Annotated in this window: 19 protein-coding genes and 1 pseudogene; 3 read left to right on the top strand and 17 right to left on the bottom strand. The window is 61.0% G+C overall.

Annotated features, from left to right (window positions below):
- Window positions 1-2: 2 nt before the first annotated feature.
- The 3 genes from ygfK to FGQ67_RS00870 form a co-directional block, all read right to left on the bottom strand.
- Entirely contained in the window at window positions 3-3,002 is a 3,000-nt protein-coding gene (ygfK, locus tag FGQ67_RS00880) for a putative selenate reductase subunit YgfK (RefSeq protein WP_117769386.1), read from the bottom strand.
- 148 nt (window positions 3,003-3,150) lie between these two features.
- The gene (gene ssnA / locus FGQ67_RS00875) at window positions 3,151-4,506 is read right to left on the bottom strand and encodes a putative aminohydrolase SsnA (protein ID WP_117769385.1); all 1,356 of its coding nucleotides are present in this window, start codon (window positions 4,504-4,506) and stop codon (window positions 3,151-3,153) included.
- A 195-nt stretch (window positions 4,507-4,701) separates the two neighbouring features.
- A complete protein-coding gene (locus tag FGQ67_RS00870) occupies window positions 4,702-6,096 on the bottom strand; it encodes a uracil-xanthine permease family protein (protein WP_138339630.1) in 1,395 nt (464 codons plus the stop codon).
- Window positions 6,097-6,448: 352 nt separating this feature from the next.
- On the opposite strand from FGQ67_RS00870, the gene FGQ67_RS00865 reads away from it, so the two are divergent.
- Window positions 6,449-7,105, top strand: a complete 657-nt coding sequence (locus tag FGQ67_RS00865; RefSeq protein WP_226790694.1) for a helix-turn-helix transcriptional regulator — start codon at window positions 6,449-6,451, stop codon at window positions 7,103-7,105.
- 112 nt (window positions 7,106-7,217) lie between these two features.
- Here FGQ67_RS00865 and FGQ67_RS00860 read toward each other — a convergent pair whose 3' ends face one another.
- A complete protein-coding gene (locus tag FGQ67_RS00860) occupies window positions 7,218-7,595 on the bottom strand; it encodes a RidA family protein (RefSeq protein ID WP_055285184.1) in 378 nt (125 codons plus the stop codon).
- Window positions 7,596-7,895: 300 nt separating this feature from the next.
- On the opposite strand from FGQ67_RS00860, the gene FGQ67_RS00855 reads away from it, so the two are divergent.
- Window positions 7,896-10,391 carry a U32 family peptidase gene (locus FGQ67_RS00855; protein WP_138339629.1) on the top strand — a complete coding sequence of 832 codons (2,496 nt, stop codon included), beginning with the start codon at window positions 7,896-7,898 and terminating at the stop codon, window positions 10,389-10,391.
- A 15-nt stretch (window positions 10,392-10,406) separates the two neighbouring features.
- Window positions 10,407-11,066, top strand: coding sequence for an RluA family pseudouridine synthase (locus FGQ67_RS00850; RefSeq protein WP_249360943.1), 660 nt, complete (start codon window positions 10,407-10,409; stop codon window positions 11,064-11,066).
- A 423-nt stretch (window positions 11,067-11,489) separates the two neighbouring features.
- Here FGQ67_RS00850 and FGQ67_RS00845 read toward each other — a convergent pair whose 3' ends face one another.
- The 13 genes and pseudogenes from FGQ67_RS00845 to rplD all read right to left on the bottom strand — a co-directional run bounded on the left by FGQ67_RS00845 (window position 11,490) and on the right by rplD (window position 18,924).
- A complete protein-coding gene (locus FGQ67_RS00845) occupies window positions 11,490-12,236 on the bottom strand; it encodes a DeoR/GlpR family DNA-binding transcription regulator (RefSeq protein WP_138339628.1) in 747 nt (248 codons plus the stop codon).
- A gap of 3 nt (window positions 12,237-12,239) precedes the next feature.
- On the bottom strand, window positions 12,240-13,319 hold the full coding sequence (locus tag FGQ67_RS00840; RefSeq protein WP_138339627.1) for a Gfo/Idh/MocA family protein: 1,080 nt from the start codon (window positions 13,317-13,319) through the stop codon (window positions 12,240-12,242).
- Window positions 13,320-13,802: 483 nt separating this feature from the next.
- Complete coding sequence (gene rplX / locus FGQ67_RS00835) at window positions 13,803-14,108, bottom strand: 50S ribosomal protein L24 (protein ID WP_099432059.1); 306 nt, start codon at window positions 14,106-14,108, stop codon at window positions 13,803-13,805.
- Window positions 14,109-14,121: 13 nt separating this feature from the next.
- Window positions 14,122-14,490 (bottom strand): 50S ribosomal protein L14, encoded by a 369-nt coding sequence (gene rplN / locus FGQ67_RS00830; RefSeq protein WP_006235041.1) that lies wholly within the window; start codon window positions 14,488-14,490, stop codon window positions 14,122-14,124.
- A 118-nt stretch (window positions 14,491-14,608) separates the two neighbouring features.
- Entirely contained in the window at window positions 14,609-14,869 is a 261-nt protein-coding gene (gene rpsQ / locus FGQ67_RS00825; RefSeq protein ID WP_006235040.1) for a 30S ribosomal protein S17, read from the bottom strand.
- 16 nt (window positions 14,870-14,885) lie between these two features.
- Window positions 14,886-15,101: a 50S ribosomal protein L29 gene (gene rpmC, locus FGQ67_RS00820; protein WP_006235039.1), complete on the bottom strand. Its 216-nt coding sequence runs from the start codon at window positions 15,099-15,101 to the stop codon at window positions 14,886-14,888.
- Window positions 15,102-15,187: 86 nt separating this feature from the next.
- Window positions 15,188-15,604, bottom strand: a pseudogene (rplP, locus tag FGQ67_RS00815) (50S ribosomal protein L16); the annotation flags it as partial.
- A complete protein-coding gene (gene rpsC, locus FGQ67_RS00810) occupies window positions 15,604-16,314 on the bottom strand; it encodes a 30S ribosomal protein S3 (RefSeq protein WP_006235037.1) in 711 nt (236 codons plus the stop codon). The gene rpsC and the pseudogene rplP, both read right to left, overlap by 1 nt.
- Window positions 16,315-16,320: 6 nt before the next feature.
- On the bottom strand, window positions 16,321-16,692 hold the full coding sequence (gene rplV, locus FGQ67_RS00805; RefSeq protein ID WP_006235036.1) for a 50S ribosomal protein L22: 372 nt from the start codon (window positions 16,690-16,692) through the stop codon (window positions 16,321-16,323).
- Window positions 16,693-16,706: 14 nt separating this feature from the next.
- Window positions 16,707-16,967: a 30S ribosomal protein S19 gene (gene rpsS, locus FGQ67_RS00800; protein WP_006235035.1), complete on the bottom strand. Its 261-nt coding sequence runs from the start codon at window positions 16,965-16,967 to the stop codon at window positions 16,707-16,709.
- Between the two features lie 32 nt (window positions 16,968-16,999).
- Entirely contained in the window at window positions 17,000-17,830 is an 831-nt protein-coding gene (gene rplB, locus FGQ67_RS00795) for a 50S ribosomal protein L2 (RefSeq protein WP_022094198.1), read from the bottom strand.
- Window positions 17,831-18,009: 179 nt separating this feature from the next.
- Entirely contained in the window at window positions 18,010-18,297 is a 288-nt protein-coding gene (gene rplW, locus FGQ67_RS00790) for a 50S ribosomal protein L23 (protein ID WP_006235033.1), read from the bottom strand.
- On the bottom strand, window positions 18,298-18,924 hold the full coding sequence (gene rplD, locus FGQ67_RS00785) for a 50S ribosomal protein L4 (RefSeq protein ID WP_006235032.1): 627 nt from the start codon (window positions 18,922-18,924) through the stop codon (window positions 18,298-18,300).
- Window positions 18,925-18,943 lie beyond the last annotated feature (19 nt).

The following is an 18,943-nucleotide window of genomic DNA, read 5'->3' as shown; positions in this document are numbered from 1 at the left end:
GCCTATTTCTTAAGAAGGTACGAATAGTTGTCGCGCACAGCCCTGATGGTCAGGCGGACGGCCTCGGGAAGACCGGTGTTGACGGCATCGACCGAGACGGTGCGGACCGTGCCGGCGACGCGAACCTTAAAGTGGTCCTCGTCCACGGCCAGGAAGCCCTCGTTCTCGGAGTTCTCCATGTCCTCCTCGCTCCAGAACAGGGTGAGCTTGTCCTTGTAGGGACGACCCTCCTGGTAAGGGCAGAACACGGCGCAGTTGCCGCACTCGTTGCACATGCCGTCGACATGGACGACCTGATGCTTGGCCAGGCCCGGCACCTTAATTGCCACGTTGGCGCGGTTGGGGCACACGTCGCAGCAGACCTCGCACACCGAGCCGCAGCCCAGGCAGCGGGTCTTGGTGCAGTTGCGTTTGTCGCGGCACAGCGACCCCTTGCGCTCGTAGCAGGTGTCCTCGCGGCCGGCCTGAGCATTCTGGTCGGCGTACTTGTTAAAGTCCACGCCGGCGATGGCACGGGCAACCTCGGCGGCATCGGCGATGGCCTCGACCACGGTGGCAGGACCGCGACGGCAGTCGCCCGCAGCCCAGACGCCCTCGACGCCGGTGGAGGTGGCGGCAAGGCGGCCGCGACGGTCGTGCTCGACGCCCGCGGCATCGTACAGGCTGGCGTCGATGCCCTCGCCCACGGCGCAGATCACCGTGGTGGCGGGAAGCTCGACGGTCTCGCCCGTGGCGACGGGGCTGCGACGGCCGCTTGCATCCGGCTCGCCAAGCTCCATAACATCGCAGGTCAGCACGGCGCCGTTGAGTGCCTTGGGCGCCAGCAGCTCGCAGAACTCAACGCCGTCGGCAAGAGCAAGATCAAGCTCTTCCTCGTCGGCGGGCATCTGCTTCTTGGTGCGGCGATACACCAGGCGCACGTTCTTCACACCAGCCAGGCGCTTGGCCACGCGGGCAGCATCCATGGCGGTGTTGCCGGCGCCGATGACCACGACGTCCTCGCCCAGCTCGAGCTTCTCGCCCTTCTTGGCGGTCTCGAGGAACTCCAGCACGTCGAGCTCGGCACCCTCGCCCAAGCCCGCAGAGCCGGGCATCCAGGCACCGGTGGCCACGACCACGTCGGTAAAGCCCTGGGCCTTGAGCTCTTCAATGGAATCCACGCGAGCGTTGAGCTGCACCTTGGCGCCAAAGGCCAGGCAGAGCTCGGCATCGTGGGAGATATCGTCGCTCGCAATACGGAACTCGGGGATCACGTGGCGGACCACGCCGCCGAGCGAATCGCGGGCCTCAAAGATAGTGACGGGCACGCCGGCACGCGTCAGGAAGAACGCCGTCGCCAGACCGGCCGGGCCGCCACCGATAACGGCAACGTTGTGCTCGCCGTCGTTGGCAATGGCCTGGGCGCGCAGCTTGGGCAGCACGGCGGTCATGGCCTCGCGGGCAGCCTTGAGCTTGCTGGCGCGAATCTGGGCACCCTCGGGCTCGTAGAACGCACGCTCGCAAGCGCGGCCGCAGGGATGCGGGCAGATGGTGCCGGTGATAAACGGCAGGGCGTTGCGCTCGATGATGATGTTGAGCGCGTCCTCGAAGCGGCCCTCGTCAACAGCCGCCAGATAGGCGGGAATATCCTGCTGGATGGGACAGCTCGTGCGGCACGGCGTGGTAAAGCAGTCGGAAAGCGGGCTCTTGCCGGCGACCTTGCGGTCGGGCAGCGGGCGCAGCGGCTTCTTGTAGAGCGGGTTGGTGAGCGAGTCGGTCTGAATCGCGGTCACGGCCTCGAGCGAGACGCCCGCAAACGGCTTGCCATCCAGGTCGGTAAACTCGCCGGCCATCTGGCTAAAGCGCTCGTAGCCACCGGGCTTGAGCACGTCGGTCGCCAGGGTGACGGGCCAAATGCCGGCATCATACAGGGCGCGGATGTTGTAGACCGTGGCACCACCGGAGTAGCTGATGCGCAGCTTACCGTCAAACTGCTCGGTAATGCGGCGGGCGGCCTCGATGGTCAGCGAGAACAGCGAACGGCCGGACATGTACATCTCGGTAGAGGGCAGCTCGTTTCTCGTCACGTCGACGGGGAAGGTGTTGGTCAGCTTGACGCCAAACTCCAGGCCGCGCTCGGCGCACAGGGCAATCAGGCGCTCGAACATAGGCACGGCATCGGCCCACTGCAGGTCCTCACGGAAGTGCGTGTCATCGAAAACGATGTAGTCAAAGCCCAGCTCGTTCAGACGCTGGCGGGCAAACTCATAGCCCAGCAGCGTGGGGTTGCACTTGATGTAGGTGTTGAGACCCTTCTCGGTAATCAGATAGGTCGCGATGCGCTCGATCTCCGCCGGCGGGCAGCCATGCAGCGTGGACTCGGTAATGGAGTTGGAGACGCGCGCCGGGATGGACTCGACAAACGCGGCATCGACATGCTCAAACTTGTCCAGGTTAGCGAGCGCCCACGTGCGGCACTCGTTCCAAACCTCGGAGCCGCTGGCGTCCTTCATGCCCTCAATGTACGCATCGACCTTGGGGCTCTTGATGCCCTCGAGGTCATAACCCACGGACATGTTGAAGACAAAACCATCCGGGCTGCCCAGGCCGTACTCGCGAGCGATCAGGTGGCAGGCAAACCATGCCTTCACGTACTCGGCAAAGGCCTGCGGAACCTCGAGCTCGGTCGACCACTCGCAGTTGTAGCACTCGTCCTGCGCCACGATGCAGGGCTTGTTCACACACTTGGAGAGCTCCTCGCCGTCCATAACCTGAACGGTCTTGAGCTCAAAGAAGCGGGAACCGGCCACGTAGGATGCCACGATGTTCTGGGCCAGCTGCGTATTGGGACCGGCGGCCGGGCCAAACGGAGTCTCGATGCGCTCGTCAAAAATGGGAAGCGCGCCCTCCTGGTTGGTCGTGACCATCTTGCGCACGCCAAAGACGGCGCCCTGAGTCTTGTGCTCCTCGATGATCCAGTTCATCAGCTGCGAAAACGGGATCGGCCTCATGATGTCGCTCATAATGAGCTCCTCTCTGTAACGCCCGGCGAGACCGCGCGACGGGCGCAAATACGGTGTAGCGCTAGCACAGCGCCGGCGACCCCGCGGAGGCCGCCTATACGCGCGTCGAACGCGGCGAAACATCCGACGCGCGTGAATCTACTTGTAATTAGTAGGTGCGTTCGTTGAGCGTGCTCCAGAGCTTCTTGGACTCAGCCATGGTCCACGCGTTGATCTTGTCCTCATCAATGCCAACGAACTCGCGATCCTTGTACAGGACGCGGCCGTTGATGATGGTGGTGCGGCAGTTTTTGCCCATCATGCCAAAGAGCATGTGGCCGTCGATGTTCTCCTCGCTCAGCGGCGTAAAGGGCTTGTAGTCCATGACGATGACGTCGGCGGCAGCGCCGGCCTCGAGCACACCGAGTTTGCGATCGAAGTACTTGCTGGCCATCTTGGCGTTGTTCTCGAACAGCATCGTCATTGCCTCGCACCAGCCCACGTTGGGCATAGCGGCGTTGTGACGCTGAATGATCAGGAAGACCTTGAGGCTCTCGAGCATATCGTGGGTGTAGGCATCGGTGCCCATGCACACGGGGATGCCGCGGCGGAAGAACTCGAGCACGGGGGCGCAGCCCACGGCGTTGCCCATATTGGATTCGGGGTTGTTGACGAGCCAGGTGCCGGACTCCTTGACGATATCCATCTCGGCAGGCGTCACGTGGATGCAGTGGCCCAGCATGGTGTCGGGACCCAGCAGGTTGTGCTGCAGCAGGCGCTCGACGGGGCTGATGCCGCCGCGGTTGAGGCGGGAATCCCACACGTCGTTCATGCCCTCGCACACATGGATGTGGAAGCCGGTCAGGCCGTTGTTGGCCTCGGCCATCTTATCCATGGTCTCGTCCGAAAGCGTAAAGGTGGCATGTCCGCCAAACATGGCGGCGATCATATGGTTGTCGTTATCGCGACGCTCCTTGGCGGCCCACTGGGCAAATTCGGCGTTCTCGGCAATGGCCTGGTCGCATTTTTCCTGGCCGCGGCGATCGGAGACCTCGTAGCACAGGCACGAACGCATGCCCAGCTCCTGAGCTGCGTCCTTAATGGTAAAGAGGCTACCCGGGATCTCACAGAAGCTCGCATGGTGATCGAAGATCGTGGTGACGCCGTCGCGGATGGAGTCCAAGATCGTGGCATAGGCGCTGGCCTTGGTGCCGTCGAGCGTCAGGTTGTCGTCGATCTTCCACCACTGCTGCTCAAGATTCTCCAGGAAGTTGGTGGGGTTGCAGCCCTTGATGGCAAGGCCGCGGGCTAGACCCGAATAGATGTGGGTGTGGCAGTTGATGAGTCCGGGCATGATGAGGTTGCCCTGGGCGTCGACGTACTCGGCATCCGGGTACTTGGCCTTGAGCTCGCACTCGGGGCCCACTTCGACGATCGTATCTCCGTCAATGGCGACCGCACCATTTGGAATAAACGGGGTCTGAGCGTTGCGGGTAAAGACGGAACCGTTAGCGACCAGAAGCATGGATGCTCCCTTCGACATCAGAGGCGGGGTTTGACACCTCTGACATGGCGGAGTGCGAAGCGCCGGCCTACACCGGAAACGGGCCCTCTCCCGTCAACGCTTCACCAAAGGGACAAACCCTTTGAAGTGCGGCTTGGCGCCGCATGACGTCGGCGGACGAGGCGATGCGTCCGCCGACGAATAGCACCGAATTGGTTACTTCTTGCTCTCGGGCAAGACCAGATCCACGGCAGCGTCCTTGGCAGCATCGATGTGCTGGGCCACGACCGGCGTCTGCGGAAGGATCAGGTTAAGGACAATGGCCATGATGGCGGTGGGGGTTACGGCATTGGAGCCGATGACGGTGGAAACCCAGGTGGGCATACCCTCGCCGGCAAGGCAACCGCTGGCCATCCAGATACCCAGGCCAAAGACGACGGAGGTACCGACGATGGTGGTAGTGCGCTGCGTGAGGCCCTCGCGGGTGAACATGCGCACGCCGTTCATGGTGATGGTGCCAAAGACGCCGACGGTCGCGCCGCCGATGACGGGCTGCGGGATAGCGGAAAGGACGGCAGAGAGCTGCGGGAACAGACCGGCGATGGCAAAGACGGCCGCGATGATCACAAAGACCCACTTGTTGACGACCTTGTTGGAGCAGATGATGCCCACGTTCTGGCCAAGGGCGCTGGTGGGAAGACCGCCCAGCAGGCCGCCGACCATAGAGGTGAGGCCCTGGGACACGATAGCGCCGGAAAGCTCGCGCTCGGTGGGCATACGGTCGATGGAGCCCAGGCAGGCAGCGGAGACGTCGCCGATAACCTGGATGGCGACCATGGGGAACACGACGGCGAGGGTAATGCAGACCTCGGGATCAAACTCGAGTGCGTAGGGCATGAGCTTGGGAAGGGCGAAGACCTGAGCGGTGGCGACGCTGGAGAAGTCGATCATGCCAAAGGGGATGGAGACAATCATGCCAACGATCATGCCAAAGAACACGGATCCCAGCTTGAGCGTGCCCTTGCCAAAGTTGGCGAGCGCAAAGACCACGGCGAAGGTGATAAGAGCGACGCACCAGGCCTGCGGGGTGCCCCACAGCGGCGTACCCATACCGCCGGCCATATACTTGACGGCCGTGGGATACAGCGAAACGCCGATGGAGAAGATGACCGTACCGGTCACGACGGGCGGGAACAGCCACTTAATCTTGCTGTAGGCCAGACCAAAGAGGACCGCGACGGCACCGCCGACAATCTCGCCGCCCAGCAGCGCACCAAAGCTAAAGCCCGAGGCACCCATGGCCTGCAGGGCCGGCAGGAACGCGAACGAAACGCCCATGACGATGGGCAGGCCGCCGCCGATGCGACGGAAGGGAGCGAAGGCTTGAAGGGCCGTGTCGATTGCCGAAAGAATGAGCGCAACCTGAATGATGTCGGTGCTCTGCTGGCTATTAAAGCCGTAGACGCCGGCCATGATGACCGCCGGGGTAATGATGCCGGCAAACGATGCCAGCACATGCTGAAGGGCACACGGAATCATTTCCGTAACGGGCGGCATGCCTTCGCGAGTGAACAGGGCTTCAGTGCCGTTCGTAACCGTCTCCTGGGCCATTTGACCACCAATCCTCGAAGTAGTTGTTTTCGCATCTAGCGCTCTATTGTGACGCAGTGCGGGGGTGAGGTTGTGCCTTCGTTGCATATCGTATTAAAGATTTTTCTCATTCTCAATAATAATTTTTTGTTATCAGACTATTCTTGAGCTGAGACAATGCATTTCCGCAGGTCAGGAAAGTGTCCTGTCAAAATAGCATCTAACTTTTCTTTTGGTCGACCGTTTACCGCCAAATTCCTACCGCTCGTCCGTATTACGCAATGTACCTGCGAATATGTGAATCAATAGACACCGTGTTACCATGAGAAAAAATTGTTATGAACATTTCCGATTTCACCCAAAGGAGTTGCCCGTGAACGAGACCGTACGTCGCTTTTTGCCGATGGTCGATTTTCTGGAGCAGGTACTCGGCAAAAACAGCGAAATCGTGCTGCACGATTTCTCGGATCCCGACCACGCCATCGTTGATATTCGCAACGGCATCGTGAGCGGCCGCAAGGTCGGCGGTCCCGCCACCGATCTGGCACTCAAGATCATGCACGACGCCAAGTATCGCGACCTGCCGTTTATTACGGGCTACGAGGGGCGCGGTGCCGGCGGCAAGACGTTGGAGTCAGCGACGTACTTTATCCGCGAGGATAACGAGATCGTCGGCATGCTCTGCGTCAACACCGATCTTTCCACGGTACGCTCCATCAACGCCATGGCTCAGCAGCTCATGGCCTGCTTCGACGCTGTGCCAAGGCAGGCGGAGCCCGCGTCTATCGAGGTCGAAAGTCTTTCGGAGTCTACACAGGAGCTCATCGACCGCAGCATTGCCGAGTTGCTGAGCGCGCGCGGGCTGGATGTGGCGTCGCTTGGTCAGAGCGACCGCGTGGACGTCATTCGCCACCTCAACGGCAACGGGGTGTTCATGCTCAAGGGCGCCGTGTCCTGCGCCGCCACCGCGCTGGGCATCTCGGAGCCCAGCGTCTACCGCTACCTGCAAAAAGTCCGCAAGGAAGGCTAACGGGCAAAATGGAGCGCGGCTCCACAAGCGATCCGTCACTTGATAAAAGACCCTGCAGCTCGCACGCGCTGCAGGGTCTTTTTGCATGTCATGTTTAGTTGTGGCCAACGCCTTAGAGAGCGGCGACGACCTCGATCTCGACCAGACCGCCGGCCGGAAGAGCGGCAACCTGGAAAGCGCTGCGCGCGGGGAACGGAGCCTCGAACTTGGAAGCGTAGATCTCGTTCACGGCAGCGAAGTCGGCGATGTCGGCCAGGTAGACCGTGGTCTTGACGACATCGGCAAAGGTAGCGCCGGCAGCGGTCAGCAGGGCCTCAACGTTGGCGAGGGACTGCTTGGCCTGGGCCTCGACGCCCTCGGGCATCTTGCCAGTCGCGGGATCGATGCCCAGCTGGCCGGACAGGAACACCATGTTGCCGGCCTGGATACCGGGGGAATACGGGCCGATGGCTGCGGGTGCGTTATCGGAAGACACGACGGTCTTGCTCATGTTTTTCTCCTTACGATCAATTGAGAGAGCGTGAGCGCGGTGTTCACACCGGGAGGCACAGTTCGGTCTGAACACCGCGCTTGATTGGGATAGTACTCAAGGTTTCCGCGCGATGCAAGATTATTATCACGTTGCGAGAATATTTTATCGCCCAACGGTTTCCCCGAACCGCTGAACGGTTCTCATGTGGAGCAGCCAGTCCAAGCTGCTGAAGACTTTGTCCTGCTTAGGCTGCGGGCGTCGCCCACCGCAGCGACGCCACTATACTTTTGAGTATCTGAGCATTTTGAAAGGCAGGATATGACCGCAACCGCCAGTCGAACCACCAACCGCAGACCCGAGCTTTTAGCGCCCGCCGGAGGACCCGAGCCCTTTGCCGCCGCACTCGCCGCCGGGGCAGACGCCATCTACTGCGGCATGGGCAGCTTCAACGCCCGCCGCAAGGCCACCAACTTTACCGACGAGACCTTTGAGCAAGCCTGCCGCGCCGCACATCTAGCCGGGTCGCGCGTCTACGTCACGGTCAACATCGTCATCAAGCAGTCCGAGATGGACGATGCGCTGCAACTCATCTATCGCTGCTCAACGCTGGGCGCCGACGCCTTCATTATCCAGGACTGGGGTCTGTTCTTTGAGGTCAAGCGCGCCATGCCCGGCATCGAGACGCACATCTCGACCCAGGCGAACATCCATGACGACCGCGGAACGCTTTGGTGCCGCGAGCAGGGCGCCGACCGCGTGACTCTCTCGCGCGAGCTCTCCATCGACGAGATCGCCGCCATCCACGACGCCGCGCCCGATGTCGACCTCGAGGTCTTTAGCCACGGCGCCATCTGCTTTTGCTACTCGGGCCTGTGCCTGCTTTCGAGCTTTGCCATGGCGGGCCGCTCGGCCAACCGCGGCATGTGCGCTCAGCCCTGTCGCCTGCCTTACGAGCTGATCGACGAGAGCGGCCGCTCGCTCTCCCCTGCCGGTCGCGAGCGCGCGCTGTGCCCGCGCGACACCAACACGTCGCAGCTTGTTCGCCGTCTGTATGACGCCGGCGCCGCATCGCTCAAGCTCGAGGGCCGCATGAAGGCTCCCGATTACGTGTACTCCATCGTCGATGTGTACCGTCACCAGATTGACGATATGCTGGCCGATGTTTCGACCTCCAAGGATGAGGATGCAGCCCGACAGCGCCAGCTCAAGCGCTGCTTTAATCGCGACTTCACGCACGCCTACCAGAATGGCACCTCGGGCGACGAGATGATGAGCTACGAGCGCTCCAACAACCGCGGCCAGATTGTGGGCACGGTGCTGGGCAGCCGTCTGGCCAACCGCGATGTGCGCGGGCTCAAGCCCGACGACCGCCGTCGCCGCGCTGCCATCGCCCGCATTGAGCTGTTTGAGCCCGTGGGCAAGGGCGACCTGCTGGAACTTCGTCACGACGATGAGTTCGACCAATTCCTGACCACCATCGCCGCCGATGATGCCGCCGCCGGCGATATCATCGAATGCCGCGTGCCCCGCAGCATGCCCGAGGGCTGCCGCGTGCGCGTGATTCGAAGCCAGCGCGCCATTGACGCTGCCGGCGCTGCGCTCAAACGCGATGTGCTGCGCCGCCGCTCTGTAGACGTGTCCGTTGTGGCGCGTCTAGGCGAGCCGTTTACCGTTACGCTCACCTGCTGTGACGATCCTTCGCTTACGGCCACGGCCACGGGCTTTACCGTCGAGGCTGCCAAGACGCGCGCCGTCGAGGCATCCGATCTGGTGGAGCATGTAGGCCGCATGGGTTCCTCGCCCTTTGAGGCCGCGAGCTTTGATGTGGCGCTCGACGAGGCCTGTGGCATGGGCTTCTCCGCCGTACATAAGGTGCGCGCCGCCGCTTGTAAGGCGCTGGAAGAGACCATTCTGGCACCGTACGAGGAGCGCGCGAAAACGCTCGAGCTGCCGGCGATTGCAACCAGTGATTCCCGTCCCGCGCCCGAGCACTACCGCGATGAGCCGCAGATCTGTGCCACCGTCACCTCGCTCGAGGCCGCCGAGGCAGCGCGGGCGGAGGGTGCAACGCGCATCTACATGACCACCGACGCGCTCGATGCGGCCGAGCTCTCCCCCGCCGATGCATTTGAGCAGGGCATCGTACCCGTGCTCGACGAGGTCTGCCGCGCCGTTGACCACGTACGCGTCGACCCGTGGGTTGTTGCCGGCGCCACGGTCGCTATTGGCAACATCTCTGAGCTTGCCCTGGCCGCCCAGGTTGGCACCACGGCCGAGATTCGCTCTTGCCTGCCGGTTCACAACGCGCCCTGCATGGAGGCGCTTGCCGAGCGCGGAGCCGGTGCGTTTTGGCTCTCGCCCGAGATCACGCTCGACGAGATTGTCTCGCTCGGCGCCGCCGCGCCCGCAGCTCTGGGCATCACCGTCTTTGGCCGCCCACGCGTCATGACAAGCGAGCATTGCATTCTGCAGGTTGCCAACGGCTGCATCCACGATTGTGCCAACTGCCGCCTTCGCGCCCGCAAGCTCTCGCTTAAGAATATCGACGGCAAGGTCATGCCGGTGCGTACCGACATCCACGGCCGCTCTCGCCTGTACGATGCTTACCCCATCGACCTCACGCCGCAGGTTCCTCAGCTGCTCGATGCCGGCGTGCGTCGTCTCATGGTAGACGGAACGCTGCTCGAGACAGATGAGGTGGGCCGTGCCGTCGCCCGCGTCCGTCGTGCCATCGAAGCAGCGCATGCCGGCCGCAAGCCCGCCGCCCGCCTGCGCGGGGCGACCTCGGGCTGCATGTTTGTGGGAATTAGCTAACCGAAAGGCTTACGCGTGAACGAAGAACCTCAAGTCCTCTACTGCGACGCCTGGCTCATGGCCATCGACAAGCCCGCTGGCATGATCGTCCACGGTGACGGCACCGGCGAGCGCACACTTACCGACTACGCTAGCGACCTTTTGTTGGCGATGGGTGACGGCTTTGCCGCGACTGACATGCAGCCGCTCAACCGCCTGGACCGCAACACCACCGGCGTGGTGTTGTTCTCGCTCGACAAGCAGACGCAACCCGCTTTTGACCAGATGATCATCGACCACGCATTCGAAAAGCACTATCTGGCGCTCGCCGAGGGCAAGATCGACTGGAACGAGAAGCTCATCGACAAGCCCATCGCCCGCGACCGCCACGACAGCCGCAAGATGCGCGTCGGCGCCAGCGGCAAGCCGTCTCAAACGCGCGTGAAGGTGCTCAAGCGCCTTAAGAGCCGCCGAGGCCTGCCCACGCGCTCGTATATCGATGTCGAGTTGCTCACCGGCCGCAAGCACCAAATCCGTGTGCATCTGGCGAGCGAGCATCATCCCCTGGTTGGCGACGACCTGTACGGAACGCCGCGCCCCTGCGGCCTGATGCTCCACGCCCACAGCGTGTCCTTCACGCATCCCGTAACCGGCGAGCACATCCACATCGAAGCCCCCTGCCCCTGGGAGCCCTAAAACCCGCCAAAAAGGGCAGGCGCCTTTGTGGTGGTTTAGCCGCAATGACTCAGCCGCGGTCCCAAAACGTCTCGATCTGTAACAGTTAGAACCCATTTTCCGGTCTATCTGTTACAGATCGAGACATTCGAATCCCCCTCAAGGGAAAATCTCAATCTGTAACAGTAACTCGGCAAAATCGGTCCCAGATGTTACAGATTGAGACAAAGGGACGGCTCGGTTCGGAATTATCTCGATCTGTAACATCTAGCCCACTTTTAACGGTCCAGTTGTTACAGATTTAGACAAACCGGTAGACAACAAAAGCGGCAACGCCCGGGATGGACGTTGCCGCTTTTCTATTGAGAAAACTACTCGGTTTTCGTTACTAACCACCACAATGGGGACAGGCACCTTTGTAGTGGTTTTGGCCTTGCCTCATCGCTAGACCGTGATGACGTTGTCCATTGCCCGGTACTTGGCAGGGACATCGCCTGCGGTAATAATCGTTGCGTCACGGAAGTCCGCGAACTTGACGGGCGCCACCATGCCAAATTTACTGACGTCCGAGATTACGAAGCGCTTGGCCGTATGGCGCATCGAGATACGCTTTACTTGCGCCTCCTCGATATCGGGCGCCGTGAAGCCCTGCTCGGCGGCAATGCCGTTAGAGCCCCAAAAACCACAGTTGAAGTTGTAGCGGTCTAAGGTTGCCAAGGCATCGGGGCCAACGAGCGCCTCGGTCTCGGGTTTGAGCTCGCCGCCCAGCACCACGGTACGCATGCCGCGCAAAGCAAGGTGCTGAGCATGGAGCACGGAATCGGTCACATAGGTGACATCTTCAAGGTGTGGAAGATGCTCGATGAGTCTGAGCGTCGTCGAGCCCGAGTCGATGTATACAAAGCTCTCAGGCTCCACAAGCGCCGCCGCACGGGCGCAGATACGCTCCTTGTCGTCGTTATGGAGGTCGCTGCGCTCATTAAGCGTTAGGTCGCGCGTCACGTGCGCGCGCTCAAGACTCGTTGCTCCACCGTGGACCTTGGCGATGCGATGCGCTCGGTCGAGCGTCTGCAGGTCGCGCCGAATGGTAGACGCCGTCACACCCAGGGCTTCGGCAAGCTCTGGCACAGTAACCGAGCCAGCCTGCTGCACCATCGACACGATCGCGTTGAGCCTATCTTCCGCAAGCATCGCTTACTCCTCCTCAGGGTACACGACTCCCCAATCGGCGCGGAGCTTGGTCATCAGCTCCATAACATCGGAAGCATAGCCCAGAAGCTCGCGCTTGGAGTCGTCGCCGGCAACGACCTGCTCAAGATCGGCCATCTCATAGCAAAGGGCGTAAGCCTCGGTGCCGGCGTGGACCTCCTCGCGGTGGCCATCCGCAGTCCACACGATGGTCGCGTGGTCGGCACGCGGATACTCGTTGACCTCGATATAGCACTTATCGAAGCTAATGACCGAGCGCTTGGGTTGCTTGGAGTGGAGCGTAAGGCTCACAACACCCAGCTGCTGCTCTGCATTACGGCAGACGATGCCGCCCGCAACGTCAACGCCGGTCTCGCAGGTGTTGCCCAGCGAAATGACCTCAGTGGGCTGGCTTGCCATAAAGAAGCGCATGACGGACAGGGCATAGACGCCAATGTCGAGCATGGCACCACCAGCAAGGTTACGATTGTAGAAGCGGTTGGTCAGGTCGCCGTACTCCTTGTAGCTGCCAAAGTTGAGCTGAGCGAGGTTCATGCGGCCAAAGTCGCCCGCATTCATGCGACGGCGCAGCTCCTGGTACAAGGGCATGTGAAGCACCGTGGTGGCGTCCATAAGGACGACGTTGTGCTCGTCGGCGATGGCACGCGCCTCGTCGAGCTCAGCGGAATTGAGGGTAATGGCCTTCTCGCAGAGCACGTGCTTACCAGCTGCCAGAGCGGCTCGCAGGTAGGTAATATGCGTGTTGTGCGGCGTGGTGATATAGATCGCGTCGATGTTCGGATCGGCATAGAGGTCCTCGACCGTTTCATAGACCTTCTCGATGCCATACTGCTCAGCAAAAGCCTGAGCCTTGGACAGCGTACGGTTGGCGACGCCCGCAAGCTTGCGGCCGGCAAGAGCGAGAGACTGGGCCATCTGGTTGGCGATAACGCCGCACCCGATCACAGCCCAGCGAAGCTCGGGAGCCGTAAAGATATCATCAGGGAATGGCTTGTCCTGGACCGAAGCGAACGCTGCTTTTGCGGCTGCCGCGGAGTCGAGTGGAGCCTGTTTGGAATCTGCCATATGTGCCTCCTGAATCATCGGAAGTCCTTCATTTCTAATAACCCTATATTCGCACAATTGCGCGCGTATCTGCTCGTGTTTGCGTGCTTATTTGCGTATCGGTCATTATTTAGCCATAGTTGTCAGATGTTTGCGCGGCTATGCGCATTATCGCGCAAGGCATGCGCGTAAATGCGCATGCGACGATCCTTGTGAAACATAAAGGGGCGGAGCACCGAAGCCAAAAAACAGAGCCAGCTGTATTACTTCACCCCTCTGGGGGCACCAGACATCAAAGGACCGTCCCAAACTGCCGGCACATAGAGTCTGCCCCCCAACGACCGGTCATTTAAGTCTGTCCCCAATAAATGGTCCCCAATGAATGCCAAGCGACTTCCGCTCATTTAAGTCTGTCCCCAATGAGTACCCAATGAGTGGGGATAGAAAAAGGCCCGGGTGCCGTGGCATCCGGGCCTTTGCTAGCAACTTGATGTTGCGGGCAGCTTAGAACTTGTGGCCGCACTTCTTGCAGACGCGCAGCTTGTTCTTGCCGTCCTTCTCGTGACCGACGCGGGTAACCTTACCGCACTCGGGGCAGACGAGATTGACGTTGGAGGCGTCGATGGGAGCCTCCTGCGAAACGATGCCGCCCTGCTGGTTGGCAGCGTTGGGCTTGACGGCCTTCTTGACGACCGAAACGCCCTCGACAACGACCTTGTTCTCGGCGGGGAGAGCACGCAGGATAACGCCCTGCTTGCCGCGATCCTTACCAGAGAGAACCTGGACCTTATCGCCCTTCTTGATATACATATATCTCCCCTAACTACAGGGTCTCGGGAGCGAGCGAGACGATCTTCATGTACTTCTTGTCACGAAGCTCGCGAGCGACGGGCCCGAAGATACGGGTGCCGACGGGCGAACCATCGTTGTTGATGACAACGCAAGCGTTCTCATCAAAGCGAATGTAGGAGCCATCCTTGCGGCGGATCTCCTTAACGGTGCGAACGACGACGCAACGGACAACGTCCTTCTTCTTGACGTTGGCGCCAGGGGTAGCCTCCTGGACAGCACCGATGAACACATCGCCGATGCCTGCATAACGACGCTTGGAACCGCCAAGCACCTTGATGCAGCGAATCTTGCGAGCGCCGGAGTTGTCGGCGACGTTCAGCATGGTTTGCATCTGAATCATGGTAGATGTTCCTCCGAACTAAGAACCGAAGAGAGGTGCGCAGCCTTTATGCGGCTCGTGGTATGCAAGCCAGGCATACGCACATCTTCGGAAACGTACAAGTCGTAAGAGCGACTTCTTATTTAGCGCGCTCGACGACCTCGATGAGGCGCCAACGCTTCATCTTGGACATAGGACGGGTCTCCATAACGCGGACGGTGTCGCCCACGCCAGCCGTGCACTCCTCGTCGTGAGCGTGCAGCTTCTTGGAGCTGGTCATCATCTTGCCGTACTTGGGGTGACGCTTGCGCTCGGTGATGGTGACAACAATGGTCTTGGCACCGGAGACGGAGGTAACGACACCCGTACGGACCTTACGCGAGTTACGCGAATCAGTCATGTTCTCTCCTTAGGTCCTACTCGGCGACAGCGGACTTCTCCGCTGCGATCTCGCGGGCGCGCTGCTCCGTGAGGACGCGAGCGATGTCCTTCTTCACGGTGTTGACGCGAGCGGTGTTGTCCAGCTGGCTGGTGGCCATCTGGAAACGAAGGTTAAAGAGCTCGGCGCGCATTTCCTTCAGCTTCTCAACGAGCTGAGCGTCCGAGAGCTCACGAATCTCTGCGGGCTTCATTAGTTCTCCTCCTTGGCGGCGGCGGCGTCCTCAGCAGCCCACTTGGCCTCGAGAGCGGCCTCCTCAGCCATCTCCTTCTCGATGCGCTGCTCAGCGTTCTTAGCAGCAACAATCTTGGTCTTGATGGGAAGCTTGTGCTGTGCAAGACGCAGAGCCTCGCGAGCGACCTCCTCGGGCACGCCCTTGACCTCGAACATGATGCGGCCGGGCTTGACGACGGCCACCCACTCCTCGGGGTTACCCTTACCAGAACCCATGCGAGTCTCGGCAGGCTTCTTGGTGATGGGCTTATCGGGGAAGATCGTGATGTAGACACGACCGCCACGCTTCATGTAGCGGGTCATGGCAATACGAGCGGCCTCGATCTGACGGTTGGTGATCCAATGGGCCTCGAGAGCCTGGATACCAAACTCGCCGAAATGCAGCTCGGTATTACCCTTGGCCTGGCCCTTCATGGAGCCACGCTGCACCTTGCGGTGAAGAATACGCTTAGGGGCAAGCACTACTGACCCCTCCTCTCGGAGTTACGACGACGAGGACGGGAAGAGCCCTCGAGTGCAGGGTTGGGAACAGGCTGGCCCGGGAGCTTCTCGCCCAGGTAGATCCAGACCTTCACGCCGCAGGCACCCATAGTGGTGCTGGCGACAGCCGTGCCGTAGTCGATCTTGGCGCGGAGGGTGTGCAGAGGCACGCGACCCTCACGGTACCACTCACGACGGCCCATCTCGGCACCGCCGAGACGACCGGAGCACTGGATACGGATGCCCTTGGCGCCGGCCTTGCGGGCGGACTGGACAGCCTTGCGCATAGCGCGACGGAAGGCAACGCGGCCCTCGAGCTGCTCAGCGATGGACTGAGCAACGAGGTTGGCGTCGAGCTCGGGGCGCTTGATCTCGACAACGTCGACGGAGAGCTGGCCCTTGGAGACGCCAGCGACCTTCTCGAGCTCGGTGCGGAGGGTATCGATCTCGGCACCCTTCTTACCGATGACAACGCCGGGGCGAGCGGTGAGGATGATGACCTTCACCTTGTCGCCAGCGCGCTCGATCTCGACGCGGGAGACAGCTGCGCGGGAAAGACGCTTCTCGAGGTACTTGCGGATCTCGAGATCGTTACCGAGGGTCTTAGCGTAATCCTTCTCTGCGAACCAGCGGGAGCGCCAGTTCTCGGTGATGCCAAGACGGAAGCCGGTGGGGTAGACTTTCTGACCCATACAGCTTTACGCCTCCTTTCGAGGAGCAACGACGACGGTGATGTGGGAAGTACGCTTCAGAATGCGAGAAGCGGAACCCTTGGCGCGGGGACGGATGCGCTTAAGCGTCGGACCCTCGTCAACATAGGCAGCGGCGACAACCAGGTTGTCGGCACGCAGACCGTTGTTGTTCTCGGCGTTCGCAACGGCGGAACGGAGAACCTTCTCGACATCCACGGCGACGGCGCGGTCGCAGAAGTGGAGGATGTCGAAGGCCTGAGCGACAGGCTTGCGGCGGATCAGATCGACCACCAGGCGGGCCTTGCTGGGGGAAACACGCACGTACTTAGCGACGGCGCGAACCTCGGTGGCCTCAGTTTCAATAGACTTAGTTGCCATTTACGGTTAACCCCCTATTTGGCCTTGTGGCCACGGAACGTACGAGTCGGCGCGAACTCGCCGAGCTTGTGACCAACCATGGACTCGGTAACATACACGGGCACATGCTTGCGGCCGTCGTGGACGGCGATGGTGTGACCAACCATCTCGGGGAAGATGGTGGACGCGCGGGACCAGGTCTTCACGACGTCCTTCTTGCCAGCCTCGTTCATCGCGGTGATACGCGAGAGAAGGCGAGTCTCCACGAACGGGCCCTTTTTGAGACTTCTGCTCATAAGTGCTTTCTCCTAAAACTCGGTATCCGAAATTACTTCTTACGGCGACGAATGATGTGCTGGTTCGAGACCTTCTTCTTCTTGCGCGTACGAAGGCCCTTCGTCGGCTTACCCCAGGGGGTAACAGAGGGACGACCAGAGGTGTGGTTCTTGCCCTCGCCACCGCCGTGCGGGTGGTCGACAGGGTTCATGACGGTACCGCGGACGGTCGGGCGCACGTTCATGTGACGCTTACGGCCGGCCTTGCCGATGACGATGTTGGAGTGATCGGCGTTGCCGACCTCACCGACGGTGGCGCGGCAGGTAACGAGGATGCGGCGCATCTCGGAGGAAGGCATACGGACGATAGCGTACTTGCCCTCCTTACCCATCAGCTGGCAGGAGTTACCGGCGGAACGGGCGATAGCGGCACCCTTGCCCGGCTGAAACTCGACGGCGTGGATGAGCGTACCGACGGGGATGTCGGCGAGGGGCAGAGCGTTGCCCGGCTTGATGTCGGCGTCAGAACCGGACATGATGGTCTGACCGACCTCGAGGCCCTTGGGGGCCAGGATGTAGCGCTTCTCACCGTCAGCGTAGTGCAGCAGAGCGATGCGAGCGGAACGGTTCGGATCGTACTCGATCGTGGCAACCTTGGCGGGCACGCCGTCCTTGTTGCGCTTGAAATCGATCACGCGGTAACGACGCTTCACGCCGCCGCCCTGGTGGCGGGTGGTGATGCGGCCGTTGTTGTTACGACCGGCCTTCTTGGGCAGGGGCTCGAGAAGAGACTTCTCGGGCTTGGTGCAGGTGATCTCGGAGAAGTCGGAGATCGTCTGCCAACGCCTACCAGCGGAGGTCGGCTTAAGGTGCTTTACAGCCATTACAATCCCTTTCAATAGGAATCCGTTAGCCATCGCAGACAGGGATTCGAGGTTCTGCCTCGGGTGCGATGACACCGGACGTATACACGGTTCCGGGCGTGTCCATTTTATACGCCCAAAACCTTGAGCTCCCGCCTCCCCTATTTGGGAGGCATGAGCTCACTCAACAGCAGCGAGTCTTAGGCCTGGTTGCCAAAGACCTCGATGGTGTCGCCCTCGGCCAGCGTGACGATGGCCTTCTTCCAAGAACGGGTCTTGCCGGCGACATAGCGCACGCGCTTGGTCTTGGGCTTGACCGTCAGGGTGTTCACGCGAACGACCTTGACGCCGAAGATCTCCTCGACAGCGTCCTTGATCTGATACTTGTTAGCATCCTTGGCGACCTCGAACGTGTACTTGTTCTGCTCCATGCCGGAGAAGGAACGCTCGGACACGATCGGACGGATGATGATCTCGTGGGCGGTCATTTAAGCAAGCACCTCCCCGAAGTGAGCGGCGATGTCGGCGGGCATCAGCACGGCGTTGTTGTTGACGAGATCGTAGGTGTTGGCCTCGTCGGCGGTGATGATGAACGTCTTGGGAATGTTGCGGAACGACAGGTAGGCGTTGACGTCCTCATCGCGAACGATGATGGTCAGACGCTTGCCCTCAAGGCCGAGAGCCTTGAGCATGGCAACGGCAGCCTTGGTGGAAGGCTTCTCGAAGCCGTAGTCGTCGACGAGCACGAGCTCGCCATCGGCCAGCTTGGCGGACAGCGCGGAGCGCATAGCCAGCTTGACCTCCTTGTTGTTCATACGCTTAGCGTAGGAACGGGGCTTGGGGGCGAAGACAACGCCACCGTGACGCCACTGGGCAGCACGGATGGAACCCTGGCGGGCACGGCCGGTGCCCTTCTGACGCCAAGGCTTCTTGCCGCCACCGGAAACCTCAGAGCGGCCCTTAGCGGACTGGGTGCCCTGACGCCAAGAGGCCATCTGGCACTTGACGATGTGGTGCATAACGTGGATGTTCGGCTCGATGCCGTACACCTCAGCGGCGAGCTCGGCCTCGGCGACCTTCTTGCCCTCGCTGTTCTTTACTTCAAACTTTGCCATTTAAGTGTTCTCCTTGGTA

It is taken from the genome of Collinsella aerofaciens, assembly GCF_005845035.1.
In the GTDB taxonomy this organism is placed as follows: domain Bacteria; phylum Actinomycetota; class Coriobacteriia; order Coriobacteriales; family Coriobacteriaceae; genus Collinsella; species Collinsella aerofaciens_I.
This window is presented reverse-complemented; position numbering and strand designations above follow the sequence as displayed.

Excerpts from the sequence above, each read along its gene's own strand:
- FGQ67_RS00855 (WP_138339629.1), top strand. The coding sequence starts at position 7,896 with ATGACCGCAACCGCCAGTCGAACCACCAACCGCAGACCCGAGCTTTTA.
- FGQ67_RS00845 (WP_138339628.1), bottom strand. The coding sequence starts at position 12,236 with ATGCTTGCGGAAGATAGGCTCAACGCGATCGTGTCGATGGTGCAGCAG.
- rpsC (WP_006235037.1), bottom strand. The coding sequence starts at position 16,314 with ATGGGTCAGAAAGTCTACCCCACCGGCTTCCGTCTTGGCATCACCGAG.
- rpsS (WP_006235035.1), bottom strand. The coding sequence starts at position 16,967 with ATGAGCAGAAGTCTCAAAAAGGGCCCGTTCGTGGAGACTCGCCTTCTC.
- rplV (WP_006235036.1), bottom strand. The coding sequence starts at position 16,692 with ATGGCAACTAAGTCTATTGAAACTGAGGCCACCGAGGTTCGCGCCGTC.
- rpmC (WP_006235039.1), bottom strand. The coding sequence starts at position 15,101 with ATGAAGCCCGCAGAGATTCGTGAGCTCTCGGACGCTCAGCTCGTTGAG.
- rplW (WP_006235033.1), bottom strand. The coding sequence starts at position 18,297 with ATGACCGCCCACGAGATCATCATCCGTCCGATCGTGTCCGAGCGTTCC.
- rplB (WP_022094198.1), bottom strand. The coding sequence starts at position 17,830 with ATGGCTGTAAAGCACCTTAAGCCGACCTCCGCTGGTAGGCGTTGGCAG.
- ssnA (WP_117769385.1), bottom strand. The coding sequence starts at position 4,506 with ATGCTTCTGGTCGCTAACGGTTCCGTCTTTACCCGCAACGCTCAGACC.
- FGQ67_RS00860 (WP_055285184.1), bottom strand. The coding sequence starts at position 7,595 with ATGAGCAAGACCGTCGTGTCTTCCGATAACGCACCCGCAGCCATCGGC.
- FGQ67_RS00870 (WP_138339630.1), bottom strand. The coding sequence starts at position 6,096 with ATGGCCCAGGAGACGGTTACGAACGGCACTGAAGCCCTGTTCACTCGC.
- rpsQ (WP_006235040.1), bottom strand. The coding sequence starts at position 14,869 with ATGACTGATTCGCGTAACTCGCGTAAGGTCCGTACGGGTGTCGTTACC.
- rplX (WP_099432059.1), bottom strand. The coding sequence starts at position 14,108 with ATGTATATCAAGAAGGGCGATAAGGTCCAGGTTCTCTCTGGTAAGGAT.
- FGQ67_RS00840 (WP_138339627.1), bottom strand. The coding sequence starts at position 13,319 with ATGGCAGATTCCAAACAGGCTCCACTCGACTCCGCGGCAGCCGCAAAA.
- ygfK (WP_117769386.1), bottom strand. The coding sequence starts at position 3,002 with ATGAGCGACATCATGAGGCCGATCCCGTTTTCGCAGCTGATGAACTGG.
- rplN (WP_006235041.1), bottom strand. The coding sequence starts at position 14,490 with ATGATTCAGATGCAAACCATGCTGAACGTCGCCGACAACTCCGGCGCT.
- rplD (WP_006235032.1), bottom strand. The coding sequence starts at position 18,924 with ATGGCAAAGTTTGAAGTAAAGAACAGCGAGGGCAAGAAGGTCGCCGAG.